The following is a 14,875-nucleotide window of genomic DNA, read 5'->3' as shown; positions in this document are numbered from 1 at the left end:
ATAATTTTACAGGTTAAATTAAATCCGGAGATTTTCTCAAAACAGGCATTCTTCGTACAATCCATCTGAATACCCATATTTCGATGAATATGATAGTTAACGTCACGACTACTTCCTGCCATGAAGGAACATAATGCGGTGTTTCGTACCATTTAAATGCAATTAATGAAACATTTAAACGATTCAAAAGAATACCAACAAGCGTCATTAATGAAGCAATCTTTACCAAGGTAATATTCTGTTTTTTAAAACTTATAAAGAACAGGATCATCGGAGTAAAAACAAAACCTAACATTTCCAGTAGATACCAATAACCATAACCTGTATTCAGATATGTCCAGTTTTTCTCGTGTACAAAAACAATAACTGACATAAACAGATAAGCAAACAGAGCTACGGTACAGATTTTAGCAAGACCTATTAGTATCTTGTGGTATGATTCATGGAACTTTTTATCCAGTTGGTTTGAAAACACCTTATGGCTTATTGATCCTTCAAAAACAATAAGGGAAAAACCGGCAAAAATACTTGAAACCACGAACATCAGTGGCAGGTAAGGATTATACCAGAGCGGATGAATCTTTTCCTTTGCCATTAAAAACAGTGCACCTATACCACTCTGATGCAATATCGAAAGTGTGATCCCAAACACTACAGCACCAAGAGTCAATCCTGTTAGTATCCGGTGTGCTTTTTTTGCGTTCAACCATTCTGCAATGGCAGGAGAGAATTCCAGCAATAATGCCAGCATATACAACAAAAAATGCCAACCTACCAAAAACAGCACTGAACTTACGCCGTAATTATTGCCAATTATAACATTCACAATATGTAAAGGTCGCCCAAGGTCCAGTAAAAGAGCGCAGGAATAAAAAAAGTAAGCAAGAAAGCCATTCAGTACCGTCACTCTCATTATGGGTTTATACAATTTCAGGTTAAGTATATGTACCATGAAAACAAGCACATAAGCTCCTCCTGCGAATGCCACACCTGTCACAACATCGAAAGCTATCCAAAGTCCCCAGGGGAACTCCTGCGACAAATTTGTTACCGAGCCTAACCCTTCTGAGAATCTTACAAAAATGATGTATAATCCAATCAGAATTACTGGTACACTAATAAGGTTAAACGGGGTAAAAATCTTACCTTTTGGCTTCAGCTCACTGATTAAAAACCGAAATCTGCTTTGTGATTTATTAATGGTTGTTGTTGCGTCTGTAGTTGTCATATTTAGCATTGATTATTCCTCCTTATTTTGGTTTCTGAATTTTACAGCTTCATGTATCCCTAATAGTAATCCCGGTAATAATATATCAACCGGGGCAATGGATGATATAAAACCTTTGGTCAGGGCAGGATAAGAACTATGCTGCAGATTTGTTTTTAGTCCAAGCTCTTCAAAAGGAACGGGTGAAATGTAGAGCCATCCTGTTCCTCCTGCTTCATGTTCACCGTAAATCTGATCAATATAAACATCAGGGCTTTCTGCAATTCGCTTATGTGCTTCAGCCATCAGTTCCCGACGTGTTCCGAATTTCAGTGCATCGTAAGGACAGTTGTAAACACAATTAGGGACCTCACCCTGCTCTATTAACTCATAGCACATCGTACACTTCTGAATGACAGGATTCGTGCTATTGTATTCAAATTTTGGCATATCAAACGGACATGAAACCATACAGTATCTGCAGCCCATACATTTATCACCGCGCCAGATCACCGGACCTTTTTCTGTTTTATGCATTGCCTCGGTTAAACATGCTGTACAACAAGCCGGATCATTACAGTTCATACATTGTGTTCGAACAAATAGTTTTCCTTTTGAGGTTTGTTTCGCGTTGACAACAGTGCGTTGTATTTCACTGGTTTTACGGGTGACACCGAGTTCAGCACCATCTTCAGGATATGGTAATCCATTTGCATCCGCACAGTCAATTTCACAGCCGCAACATCCTTTGCACCGTGTTATATCGTATAATATCCCATGCAATTCGTTTGTTTCTTTGGGATTCGTATTTGCAACAAGCTTTTCTCCTGTTGTAACGGCAACGCCTGTCACACCCAATACCTTTAAAAAATTTCTCCGATTTAAATTCATGACGATTTTTATTAGATAAATAGTTAGCTGAGTTTGTATTATCTGTCCAAAAACTGACATTGAAACTCTTCCCAAACATCAGGTCCCATTTTACTTAATGTATTTTCCAACAGTTCTCCTCCATCCTGAAAAACCAATTCACTTTCTTTCATTTGGGGATCACGTCTGACAACAGCATTTGTAATAAAATCCTTAAACCGGGAAAATTCCTGTGTTATCCATTCTTTATATTTAAAAGCACTGTTCAGATAAATCCTTTCAATATTCCAGTCATCTGGTGTTATCTCATAAACCCAACCATCGTCATACGGCACATCATTTAGTTTCGACACATCATAAATCAGATCGCTGTTGAAAGCCTGAACTGTACCAGATACCGGAGAACTTACCTTAATCTGCTTTCCATCCTGAATTAAGGTAAGCATATGTTCACCTTTGGTTATTTTTTCGCCCTCGCTTTTCATGATTACTCTGCTCACGGGACCTGAAACCTGTGCCAGAAAATCATCGAGACCAATCCTGACACTGCCATTTTTTTCCAGAAAAGCCCAGGTATGTGTTTTATCAAAATATACGCCCTGTGGAATCGTAAGACTTTTTAACTCCAAAGACTTGGGAGTTTGGGTTATAAGGCCATTCCTGACTTTTCTCCTTCTTGAAATAAGTACCACTAATTCAATTCCTGCAATCGTTAATAAAATCAGAACAACGGGTATTAAAATATATCCCGGAATAAAAGGATCCGGTTTAACAGATATTGGAAAAGTAACAGGTTCATTGAGCTTAGATAATTTTGATGGAATCTCTGCATATACCAATTCCTGGTATCCATTTCCTGCAATTAAAGGTTGCCCTTTCGTAATGACCCATTTAATAAAAGTTGAGTTTTCATCTCCAATCGTTTGTTTTAAAGATACGAGGTATATACTGCTGTATAATGCTTTTGGATACTTGCCGATCCAAACACCGCGCTGAAATGAGCCTAAATCAGTATAAATATTTTCAGTATCATCAATAAAACCATTTGCGTTTTTATCGATTGGCAACACCTGAACGCTACTTTCAGCAGGTGCTTCCAAAACATGAATATCAGACAAAAGACATAATGCAATAGCATTCTTATTGTTTTTGAGTTCGCGCTGAATATTGTCTGTTCCTGAAACAAACTGGACAGCCCATGATGCTTTATCCGTGTTCAGTATACCATGAAGACATGTCACAACCTCTTCACTATTTTCTACAAAAATCCGGATTGGAGCATCAAAAGATTCGCCGAGCAAATTTTGCCAATTCCTGTTCTGAGGATCAAGCAGTAGCCGGGTTAACTCATCAACTGAAATGCCCTGTTTTAAAACTTCTTCATAGAACGGATTGCCTTTATTAATTAAAGGAACAAGAACAGACCGGCCAACGACCATCTTCCAGCTTTCTTTTAAACTATAATTGGCAAGATCATTATCGTTTACCAGAATTAAAGCAGCATCATTCTCAATGTCGCTCTTTTTTTCCAATGGAGCTGTAGTACTTTTCATGGAACTACTTCCGGCATTGAACGACTCAGAAAGATTTGTTGCTAGCTTCATGAGATCGGGGCTGTATAAAACGGAAACCGTCTGAGCCTTTTCCTCTGAATAGTTCTGCCCGGATGACACATTACCGAACAACAAACTACCAGTTAACAGTCCAATTGATATAAGCGTTTTTGTTTTCATTATTGAAAGGTTTTAATGATTCATTTCTACATTATTTATTAAAATCACTACCTATTAACCAACAATAATGCCATACATTTTAATCAATTAATTATCAACCGCTTACGACATGTTCGCATAATTATTAATCACTTAAGAGTGTTGTATTTTTAAACACCAATAATCACAAACTGAATTAATGCACTGTAATTCAATACACTATCTTGTGTGTTTAAATTATAAACATATGTTTATTTTTTCAACAATCAAAAATTAAAATTCTGATATACTGACTTTTATAAACAATAATATTTTACTTCCTAATGAAGTAACATACAATCTGAAGCTGATAGGTTATTAAAAAATAGTGAATAAAATTAAGGATAGGATCAGGAGAAATTTGAAGATGGTTGTAAAAGAGCATAAAAAAAACCGGTTGGATAACCGGTCTTTTTATTTTGTACGAAAGAGTTAAAGCTACCAGGCTTCCACTATTCCCATAAAATCATCTACTTTCAGCGATGCACCACCAATAAGGCCACCGTCCACATCAGGGTTAGCAAACAACTCCGGTGCATTAGAAGCCTTACAGCTACCACCATATAAAATGGATGTTTCATCGGCTACTTCAGCTCCAAACTGCTCAGCAATAGCATCACGAATTGCTTTATGCATTTCCTGTGCCTGATCAGATGATGCTGTTTTTCCGGTTCCGATTGCCCAGATTGGCTCATAAGCCAGAATCAGTTTTTTAAAATCTTCTACAGAAAGATTGAAGATTGTTTCCTTCAGTTGGTTTATAACATATTCATTCTGTGTTCCTGCCTCGCGAATATCCAACGCTTCACCACAACAATAGATAGGGGTCAGGCCGTTTTCCAATGCTAAAGCAACTTTGTCATTCAAAATAGCACTGGTTTCTCCATAATACTCACGGCGCTCGCTGTGACCTAAAATAACATAACCTGCACCAGTTGATTTTACCATTTCAGCAGATACTTCACCTGTATATGCACCACTGGCTTTATCAGCACAGTTTTGTGAACCTACACCAAGAACAGATGTATCAACGGCATCAACCACAGAAGCCAGGTGAATGAATGGTGTACAGATGACCACATCGCAATTAACCTTTTTACCTTTCAAAACTTCATTCAGTGCTTTTGCTGTTTCGACTCCTTCAGCAAGAGACTTGTTCATTTTCCAGTTTCCTGCAACTACTTTTTTTCTCATGATTATTTTATAATTAATATTTCCTATCCAGATTTATATACACCAAAATAATGATTAAAAAAATGAGCCCCAAAGTTAACACATTATATCTATTATCCACCATTCTTTGATGGCTTAGGGTGTATTCCATAACATTAAAAAACTCCGGATTAATATTCGTTCTTTTCAGGTTAAACTTACCTACAATAGTTCCTTCCTTCAGCACAAATATGCCGGGATTTGCCCTAATCATGGACTTTAGCAAGATATCATCTGCCTGGTAAATAGGAATGTCTGATTCTAAAAGATACCTGAGCTGCTGATTTTCATTCATGGTAGCTGAACTGATTATAAAAACAGAATAAGATTTCTCCTTTCCAAACCGGTACATCTGCCTCATTTTTTCAAGATCTTTATCGCTCACAGATTTATAATCCCTGCAAATGATCATAAACTGATAATCGTTATTCAGTATGATATCTGCTCCTATATCTTCTCCCTCGCTGTTAAGCACATTAAAACTTTTTATTGGGGGCTCATAACCTTTGCTCACTAATTCATTTTCAGCATCAACAAATTGCCATGTGCTGTCCTGCCACGGATAATTGTCTTCCGAAAATCCAACGACCTTACCATCCTTGCGATAATATAACGTTGTTTTATAAACATCTTCAGGCGCACCCTCAGGTTTAATCATACTGTTATATATATTAACTCCAAGCTTATAAGGACGAAAATCTATTAACGGCATATAAATAATGCTGTAGGCAGAAATAGAAAGAGAAAAGACGATAAAAAACCCCCATAAAACACGTTGTGTACGCAATTTGAAAAACCGGTTTGGAAATTTTTCATTGTTAAGTACTAAAAAAACTGACAATACAAGCAGAATAAGATTCTTATAGAAAGTAGTCCAGTTATCCAGCTTTATTGCATCCCCAAAACAACCACAATCTGTCACAGGATTTGTAATGGCTGAAATCAAAGTCAAACCGGTAAAGTAAACAATAAAACCACCTAATACCCAGGTTGTAAACTTTTTTAAAATATTTAAAAGCAATGCAACTCCTATTGCAAATTCAAGAGCAGGAATAATAAACGCCAGTGCATTTGCCAGGGGATTTAAAAATTCAACATTAAATGCCTCAAAGTAATCTACAAATTTATAGGCTGATCCAAGAGGGTCCACCGCTTTTACAAAACCTGAAAAAACAAATACCAGGCCAACTATTATCCGAAATACTAATTCTAACGTCCTTTTAAATACCATATTTTCAGTTTTCTCCAAATTCCAACTTCACCAGAGCAAATACAGAGTAATTGAGCATATCCAGGTAATTCGCATCAATTCCTTCTGAAATAAGCGTTGCACCGGCGTTATCTTCAATTTGTTTGGTCCGGTAGAGTTTCTGCAATATCAGATCAGTATACGAACTAATGCGCATTGTACGCCAGGCTTCGTCATAATCATGATTTTTTTTCATCATCAGATCTTTTGCAACGGCTGCTTTTTCATCATAATACTTCAGGGCAGCGGCTTCATCTAAATCCGCATTTTCAGCATAACCATTTTCAAGTTGAACCAGTCCCATAATGGCGTAATTCACAATCGCAATAAACTCTTCCTTAATACCCTCTCCTACCTTACTGTAACCTTTGGTCTCCAGCGTTCTGATGCGATTGGCTTTAATAAAAATCTGATCTGTAATGGAAACAGGCCTTAAAATGCGCCAGGCCGTACCATAGTCGCGTGTTTTCTTTTGAAAAATATCTCTGCATAAAGCTATTACATGATCAAACTGTTCTTCGGTCCTGTTCATTACTGAATTTTTATGAAGCTGTAAAAATACAAAAAAACAGCTCATTTTAAAATGTTAATAATAGTTAATTTATAGTACTATGTTTTGCAAGGTACTATTTTTATTCAATATCTTTGTAATGCAATTTAAAGCGTTATGAAAGGAGAAAATGCAAAAGCACAAATGAGGAAAGGCGTTCTTGAGTATTGCATTATGCTCATCCTTGCTAATAAACCTTCCTACACATCAGACATTATTGATGCCTTAAAGGAATCGAAGCTGATAGTGGTTGAAGGAACGTTATACCCTCTTCTCTCACGATTAAAAAACACAGGATTCCTGACATATTCGTGGAAAGAGTCGACCCAGGGTCCGCCCCGTAAATATTATGAGATCACGTCCAAAGGAGGTAAGTTACTGGCTGAATTGGAAACAGGATGGAATGAGCTCTCAGATGCTGTTGAAAACCTTAAGAAAAATCATATAAAAAACTAACAATGAAGAAAACATTAACAATCAATATTGGTGGTGTTGTATTTCATATCAACGATGACGCCTACGAGCTTTTGAAAGGCTATCTGGATAAACTGCATGCTTATTTTGACAAGCAAAGCGATGGCAGTGAGATTATGTCTGATGTTGAAACCAGAATAGCGGAACTACTGAACGAAAAAATAGTAGAGAACAACCAGGTTATAACAACAGCTATGGTTCACTCTGTAATTGATGTTCTGGGTCAACCGGAAGAATTTACAGATATGGACGATGATCCCATTGATGATGATTCCAAGGGACATAATAATACACATTCAAATACAGGGTTACCATATAGAAAACCCCACAGAAAGTTTTACAGAGATCCTTCAAATAAAGTTTTTGGTGGAGTCTGTTCAGGACTATCTGTCTATTTCAATATTGATGTTGTAGCCATGAGAATTATTTTTGTAGTATTGCTCATAGCCACATCATTTAGCTTTGGTTTCATCTATCTTGTACTTTGGCTGGCCGTACCGGAAGCCCTTACAGTAACACAACGTCTTGAAATGCAGGGCGAACCGGTTAACGTAAATAATATTGGCAAAGAATTTAACGACATTAAAAATAATGCCAAAAATCAGTTTAATAAGTTCCAGGAAAACATGAGTAAATCTTCCAATAAACCTCCTAAACCACCAAGGCCACCAAGACCACCTCGTCCTCCAAGAAACTACAGATACGGTAGCGCATTTGGCGATTTTATTGTAGGTTTACTGAAAGTGTTCGGTATTTTTATTGGTTCTATTTTGCTGGTTGCACTTGCCATAGCCTTATTTGCTTTGATTGGTGTTGCATTCGGAACCGGATTTCCTGAGACCGTGGCTGATATCTGGAACCTGAACCTCAGCACTTTCCCAACTGAACTGGCCAGAACTAGTGCGACTGCTGCAACAGGACTAATTATTTTAGTGGGTGTTCCGATCTTCCTGTTGGCTTATTTTATAAGCAAGCTGGCTTTCAAACACCAGGGAAAAACCGGTTGGGTGCTTGTACTCTCCTTCCTTTTATGGTTTACGGGTTTTATTCTTGTAGGTTCATCTGTTCTTAAATTCATTGATGAAAACGGTCTTCCGGAGGAATGGCGCGAAGAACTCCGGGATTCACACATTGACATTAATACGCATCACGGTAGTCGGGTGGATAATGAAAACTATCCATTGAACATTGATACAGATACATTATATATCGATTTTTCTTATAACGATACCATTATCTCTTTAAAACATGATGATTCCTACGCCAAAAACAGTATTCTGTATAAAAAACCGGATGTTGCCGTATTACCTTCCAAAGATGGACAGATGCTCTTGTCCATTTCGAAATACCAGTATAAAAACAACAGTGAAAATATAAGATTAAACTGGTCTTTAGTGGATGACACATTGCATCTGCCAATTGCATTCACGCAAAAAGCCAAATGGAATGATCAGGCTGAAGTGAAAATTAAAGTGAAAATTCCGGAAAACACAGTAGTTTATCTCATTAAAGGAAACGGATTCAGTAATTTCAGAACTGTATCTTTTGATGGAGGATATTACCAGTTACAGGATATGCACAGCCAATACTGGGAGATGACCGATAAAGGATTAAAAAAATTATAACTATGAATACAATGGAAATTAAATGCCCCTATTGCGAATATGAAGGCGCACCAATCGTAGAAGAAAAACTTAAAGTGGAAGCATGGATTGTTTTTGTCATACTATTCTTTGTCTGCACTCCCCTTTGCTGGATACCTTTTGTATCATCCGGATTTAAAGAGCAGGTGGTCAGATGCCCGAACTGTGGTTTTTTTATGGGTTCCCGCTAGTAAATGAAAAGTTATAAAACGACTAAAATACTCAACAGGAGCATCGGCATCGCCATGATGCTGAGTGCCCTGTTTTATCTTTATTACCCTTTTCTTCCGCAGCATTCAAAAGAAGTATTGTACCTTGATGGTTGTTTATTTAAATCTGTAACGCATCTGCCCTGCCCCGGCTGTGGTTACGATCGGGCCATGAACCAGCTTGCCAAAAACAACTGGAGTGAAGCATTCCATTATAATGCCCTGTTTCCATTTTTGATTTTGCTCTCACTGTTCATTCTTGTTGCAGGCATAAAAATTACAATTAGCGGTAAATTGTTTTCCATAACCAAAACAACACTTTACATTATTATTGGATTGGTCATAGCCTCCTGGATCATGAAATTTATTATGGGGCCCCTTTATTATTAGCGTCATCAAAATGTTAAAGTTACCCAAAATTGAACTCTGCATAATGTATTGCGTTTAATACATATATAAAATATTATATATTTGATCTCAAATTATTCTGAAATGGATTTAAAACGCAAAACTACCATAATAACTGCTGCACTCATAGTATTAGGTGCCATAGCAGGATTTGTGTACTGGAAAACCGTTGGGTGTACGTCCGGAACCTGTCCTATCACATCTAAATGGCACTGGACCACACTTTATGGCGCATTTTTCGGATACGTGGTTGGAGATACAATTAAAGGTTACCTGAAACGCAAAGAGAAAAAAGCCGAAGAGTAGTACCCGTGCCGAGTTACACGTAACAGGTTGAAAAACTTCTCATTTTATCTTGATTCTTGCGTATTATATCTTGTGCCTATAATTAAAACTCTACCATGATTCCCACAGTAGGAAGAATAATTCCACTAGTATTAGGAATCCTGTCAAGTACATACTTTGTTCCGTTATCAACAAGCTTAAAAGATCCATCGGCATTCCGTTCACGAATAATATAATCCTGGCCTTCCGACTTGAAATTGTACACATTCTGAATATCCACATAAAACATCAGGCTCCACTTATCGTAAAAATATTTTTTATCCACCCTGATATCCAATTGATGAAAAGGACTAAACCGCAACTCATTTAAACGGGAATAATCAAAATAAGGCTGCCCGTTGGCATCCCATGCTTCTTTTATGGCACTTTTCTCAAGCTCGTAAGGTGTATAAGGTAAACCTCCTACAAAGCGCCATTTAAAACCTGCAGACCAGTTTTTCTTAAATGTTTTGGTCCCGGTCATGGTTAACAAATGCCGGCTGTCCCACGATGAAGGAATTTCTTCTCCCGCAGCATCTGTAAACAGACTTCTAACGAAGGTATAGGATGCAATCAGATTGAAAGTCTTTTTATTGATCCGGCTTAACACCTCAAATCCTGCAGCACGTCCTTTACCTGTCGATTCAACAGGAACTGCTCCTGCTACTGAACTATAGTCTGCGCCTACATTTGCCAGACTTACCCCAGTAAATTTATCAATGGGATACTGAAAATACCCTTTATAGAATCCTTCGAGTGAGAAAAGGTACTCTAACCCTATTTTCTGCTCGATACCGGCAACATAATGGTCCACACCAATATACTTTACTTCTGTGTTGGTGAGTTCACTATTATTATTCCGATATCCTAAAGTGGTATAGGCAGGTAATTCATAAAAACGACCGGCTGAAACACTGAACCTTGTTTTATCTGTAAGTGCAAACGAAACCGATGCGCGAGGAGAAAACTGATTTAACGGATTCTGCATCGATTTACTGAACGTGTTGCCGTCAGCTCTTAATCCCAAAGAAACGGAGGTCCGGATGGAGGTAATTTGTTTGGTGAACTGGCTATAAAATCCATATTTAAAAAGATCAATATTCGACATGTAATTAATTTCCTGTAACGCACCTTCATTAAAAAACTGCTGCATAGTTCTGTTGTAATAGCGTGCATATTCTCCACTAAGGCCATAACTGATTTTAAAATTATCCAATAAATATTCTACCTCATAGCGACCTTTATTTTCGGCTTCGAACGAATGATAATCAAATGTTTTAGGTCTGGTCTCATCATTCTCAGGAAATTTATAGAACTCATTGTTCAGCATGTTACGGCTCAGAACAAAAGTCCTGTAGCCGTTATTCATAAAATGTTTCAAGACAAAACCCAATGTATAACTCCACTGATTATTAACCGGTATTTGTGTCAGAATATATTCCTGGGACGGATCGGGATCTTTTATTCCTGTATTAAGCGTTAAATTATCCAGTGATCCGATGCTGACTACTGTCAGCTCATTTTTAGTATTCAGTTTGGATTTCAGTTTGAGCTGATAATCATTAAATGTTGGCAAAAAGGGTAAGCCGATCGCACTGAATAAAAACTGTAAGTATGAGCGCCGTGCTGAAAATATATACGTTGTATTTTCACCTATAGGACCATCAATTGTCGCACTTACTTCACTTGCTCCCAGTGTACCTCTGAACTTCATCTTCTCGGGATTGCCGTCAATCTGGGTGAACTCAAAAACACCACTTAACGCATTGTACCGGTCAGCCGGGAATGCACTGGAATAATAATTTACCGTTCCAATAAAGTCTGCATTGATGATTCCTACCGGACCACCTGATGCTCCCTGCGTTGCAAAATGGTTCAAAACAGGAATTTCGACATCATCAAGATAAAACCGGTTCTCACTGGGTCCTCCTCCACGTACAATCACATCATTTCTGAAAGCCGGTGTTGAACCGATACCGGGAAACGACTGGATCACACGGGAAATATCCCTGTTACTTCCCGGATTACTTTCAATTTCCTTTACGCCTATTTTCTGCATTGACAAAGGAACCTCATCTCGTTTCTGAAATGGATCAACTCGTACGACCACCTCATTCAGACTTGTTGACGAAGCATTCAGTCCAATTTCAATGTATGCTGTTTTGGCATTGCTTACTGAAATATCACGGCTTACCTTGGTCTGGTATCCAACAAACGAAACCTGAAGTTTTATAAATCCGGGTTCAACACCGGTAATGGTAAAATTTCCATCCAGATCGGAGGTACTCCCGATTGTCGTCCCCATTATAACCACATTGGCAAAAGGGACCGGTTCATTACTGGCCTCATCAAAAATTCTACCTTTAATTACTCCGCTCTGAGCCAGCAATAAATGAGAAAATATGATAAATAAAAAAAGTATTTCAAGTCTAAGTTTCTTCATCTGTAAGGTTATTTTATTTTAACTTCAATTCTGTCGAAAATTTCAAGTGCAGTTGTCATGGTTGATAGATCTGTGTAAAGCCTCCCATCTTCGCCGGCATACTGACCATGTCCGATAGGATTCATAATATAAAATGGCATCGGATCATTAATATCAACCGTTACAGCATAAATAGCGCTGGGCTGAGCACTGCTTTTATAATCTCTGTTATCAGGATATTTATTGTTCGTCCAGTACCTGTTCCAGTCCCAGGTCTGATTCACCTCAAGTAAAATTCTGTATTTTCCATCCTTCGGCAACTGTGACTCAATAGAAAAATCCCCTTTTGGAGTTGCACCAGTAAATCCGTCCACATAAGGATGTTCTTTTTCGGGTATCAGAAATTTACCGTCTATGAATCCCTTTTTAAAACTCCAATATGGTAATGATGCCGGACGATACGACTGGCCGGATTTGTTACTCCAGGTAGAATCCGTTAATGCTGCATGCCCGTATATACCACTTGCATAAGATTTTGTTATAAATATAGTTTTCAGGAAATTTCCTTCAACATCCTCAAGCCAGATTACAAATGTAGGATGATTATGGCCTTTTCCGCTGGTAACATCTATTTCAAATGGTGTACCATCCACATAGGTATCTATGTTAAATTGTTGTTGCTCAGATGATGACGTTTTTGAAGATGTCCCGCATCCCTGTATGAGAGCCAGCAAAAATATCAGGGTTAACAGATTGTAATACTTCATAACTGTTGTTTTTATTTTTATTTTTATTTTTATTTTTATTCATAACAATATTACAAATATTTTGTTTAACTATTTCAATTATTTATTAAACATTTTTATTTTATGATTATAATATTTGTATTACTGTTGTCCGGGTAGAGCTTCAATGATTCCTCGCTTCACTTGGAATGACAGGCATTGGATGGCTTTTGAGCGTAATAAAATGAAGCGAAGAATCTATATGCATATTGATTTTTTACCCGGACAACAATGTATTTACATTATAAATGAGACCCTATAACCAACATATTATGTTTTTAGTAATCCGTTTAATACACTATTTTTGTTTTTTACGTTAACTACAAAAATGAACCGCGATGAAAAAGTTTGTTCAGTTTATATTATCTGCTACATTTCTTATGTTGATTTCATGTCATTCATACGGGCAATACGACATTGAAATCAAAACCAATGGCTGGAAAGACACGACTATGATCCTGGGCTATTATTATCAGGGAGCGGATATGTTGGTTGCCGACACCTTTAACATCGATAAACACGGAAAAGCAATAATAAAAAGCGATACACTTCTGCCAAATGGTATTTACACAGCATATTTCCCTAACAAAACTTTTTTCGATATTCTGTTAGGTCAGGATCAAACACTTACAATTTCGGTTGATACAGCAGACTTCATCAACAGTCAGGTGATAAAGGGAAGCAGCGAATCTGAAGCATTTGCGGCCTACCATAAATTCATGCAGGGAATGCAGAAAAAAAGAAGTGATCTTATTGCACATTACCGACCGTTGATCCAAAACAAAGATTCATTGGCTTTCGCGAGACAGAAACTACAGGAAATGAATGATAAAGTGAGTGAAAAATGGGATACCGATTATAAAAAATACCAGGGCACATTTTACGGAACTGTCATAAAATCATTTATCCCGGTAAAGTATGAACCGGAACAAACTCCGGAGTACAACGCATTGAGCGACTCCGTAAAAGCGCTTAAACGATATTATTTTGAGGCAAATCACTATTTTGATAACACCGACCTTACAGAGCCTGGTCTTTGGCGTACATCTTTTTATAAGGAAAGAATTACACATTACCTTGATAAAGTTCTTATTCCGCAACCTGACTCCATTACCCCTTACGCTCTGAGGTTGATACAAGAGTCTAAACCAGATAAAACCTGCTTCAGGTTTATGGCAACAACCGTACTAAATTTTGCGGTCAAAAGTGATATTATGGGAATGGAAAGCCTGAGTGTTGCTGTATCAAAAAAGTATTATTTGAACGGCTATGCTTACTGGGCTGATTCAACCTTACTGAGCAAACTGGCAGAACTGGTTGCTAAAGAAGAACATACATTACTGGGAAAAACTGCTCCCGATCTGGTTATGGAAGATTGGCAGGAAGGCTACAAGTCCTTACATCAGGTGGATGCCCCCTACACCATTCTCATTTTCTTTGAACCAAACTGTTCGCACTGCAAAGTTATTGTGCCTGAAGTCTACGAAAAAATATGGAAGAAATACGAAGACAAAGGTTTAGCCGTTTACTGTGTGTATACGCAAACCAATCGTGAGGAATGGGAAAAGTTCATTAACGATAAAGAATTGTATGGATGGACTCATGTATGGGATCCGTATAATCAGACAAACTTCAGGTATTATTACGATGTTTCCGTAACACCAAGAATATTTCTTTTGGACAAAGACAAGAAAATTATCGGTAAAAAGCTTGGCGTTGAAACACTCGACTTAATGCTTGACAGGTTATATAGAAACGGAAAAATATAACA

General features: G+C 37.6%; 14 protein-coding genes. 6 read left to right on the top strand and 8 right to left on the bottom strand.

Going from position 1 to position 14,875, the window contains the following annotated elements:
- Positions 1-13: 13 nt before the first annotated feature.
- The 6 genes from nrfD to ACE01N_RS03905 all read right to left on the bottom strand — a co-directional run bounded on the left by nrfD (position 14) and on the right by ACE01N_RS03905 (position 6,821).
- Positions 14-1,228, bottom strand: coding sequence for an NrfD/PsrC family molybdoenzyme membrane anchor subunit (nrfD, locus tag ACE01N_RS03930; RefSeq protein WP_380585044.1), 1,215 nt, complete (start codon positions 1,226-1,228; stop codon positions 14-16).
- Positions 1,229-1,240: 12 nt separating this feature from the next.
- Positions 1,241-2,098: a 4Fe-4S dicluster domain-containing protein gene (locus tag ACE01N_RS03925; protein WP_380585042.1), complete on the bottom strand. Its 858-nt coding sequence runs from the start codon at positions 2,096-2,098 to the stop codon at positions 1,241-1,243.
- A 38-nt stretch (positions 2,099-2,136) separates the two neighbouring features.
- Positions 2,137-3,810 (bottom strand): hypothetical protein, encoded by a 1,674-nt coding sequence (locus ACE01N_RS03920; RefSeq protein ID WP_380585040.1) that lies wholly within the window; start codon positions 3,808-3,810, stop codon positions 2,137-2,139.
- 456 nt (positions 3,811-4,266) lie between these two features.
- Complete coding sequence (tpiA, locus tag ACE01N_RS03915) at positions 4,267-5,022, bottom strand: triose-phosphate isomerase (protein WP_380585038.1); 756 nt, start codon at positions 5,020-5,022, stop codon at positions 4,267-4,269.
- Positions 5,023-5,035: 13 nt separating this feature from the next.
- Entirely contained in the window at positions 5,036-6,271 is a 1,236-nt protein-coding gene (locus ACE01N_RS03910; RefSeq protein WP_380585036.1) for a BT_3928 family protein, read from the bottom strand.
- A 4-nt stretch (positions 6,272-6,275) separates the two neighbouring features.
- On the bottom strand, positions 6,276-6,821 hold the full coding sequence (locus ACE01N_RS03905; protein ID WP_380585034.1) for a DUF1599 domain-containing protein: 546 nt from the start codon (positions 6,819-6,821) through the stop codon (positions 6,276-6,278).
- 135 nt (positions 6,822-6,956) lie between these two features.
- On the opposite strand from ACE01N_RS03905, the gene ACE01N_RS03900 reads away from it, so the two are divergent.
- From ACE01N_RS03900 to ACE01N_RS03880, 5 genes are all read left to right on the top strand, one after another.
- Positions 6,957-7,295, top strand: a complete 339-nt coding sequence (locus tag ACE01N_RS03900) for a PadR family transcriptional regulator (protein ID WP_375726466.1) — start codon at positions 6,957-6,959, stop codon at positions 7,293-7,295.
- Between the two features lie 2 nt (positions 7,296-7,297).
- Positions 7,298-8,938, top strand: a complete 1,641-nt coding sequence (locus ACE01N_RS03895; RefSeq protein ID WP_380585032.1) for a PspC domain-containing protein — start codon at positions 7,298-7,300, stop codon at positions 8,936-8,938.
- Between the two features lie 2 nt (positions 8,939-8,940).
- Positions 8,941-9,147: an LITAF-like zinc ribbon domain-containing protein gene (locus tag ACE01N_RS03890; protein ID WP_380585030.1), complete on the top strand. Its 207-nt coding sequence runs from the start codon at positions 8,941-8,943 to the stop codon at positions 9,145-9,147.
- Between the two features lie 3 nt (positions 9,148-9,150).
- On the top strand, positions 9,151-9,555 hold the full coding sequence (locus ACE01N_RS03885) for a DUF2752 domain-containing protein (RefSeq protein WP_380585028.1): 405 nt from the start codon (positions 9,151-9,153) through the stop codon (positions 9,553-9,555).
- A gap of 102 nt (positions 9,556-9,657) precedes the next feature.
- Complete coding sequence (locus tag ACE01N_RS03880; RefSeq protein WP_380585026.1) at positions 9,658-9,879, top strand: DUF6132 family protein; 222 nt, start codon at positions 9,658-9,660, stop codon at positions 9,877-9,879.
- An 82-nt stretch (positions 9,880-9,961) separates the two neighbouring features.
- On the opposite strand, the gene ACE01N_RS03875 is transcribed toward ACE01N_RS03880, so the two are convergent.
- Positions 9,962-12,340: a TonB-dependent receptor gene (locus tag ACE01N_RS03875; protein WP_380585021.1), complete on the bottom strand. Its 2,379-nt coding sequence runs from the start codon at positions 12,338-12,340 to the stop codon at positions 9,962-9,964.
- A gap of 8 nt (positions 12,341-12,348) precedes the next feature.
- Positions 12,349-13,086: a hypothetical protein gene (locus ACE01N_RS03870; RefSeq protein ID WP_380585019.1), complete on the bottom strand. Its 738-nt coding sequence runs from the start codon at positions 13,084-13,086 to the stop codon at positions 12,349-12,351.
- A 356-nt stretch (positions 13,087-13,442) separates the two neighbouring features.
- On the opposite strand from ACE01N_RS03870, the gene ACE01N_RS03865 reads away from it, so the two are divergent.
- Entirely contained in the window at positions 13,443-14,873 is a 1,431-nt protein-coding gene (locus ACE01N_RS03865; RefSeq protein WP_380585017.1) for a TlpA family protein disulfide reductase, read from the top strand.
- Positions 14,874-14,875: the final 2 nt, after the last annotated feature.

It is taken from the genome of Quyinboa ferrireducens, assembly GCF_042436675.1.
GTDB lineage: Bacteria > Bacteroidota > Bacteroidia > Bacteroidales > UBA5342 > JBHJHP01.
This window is presented reverse-complemented; position numbering and strand designations above follow the sequence as displayed.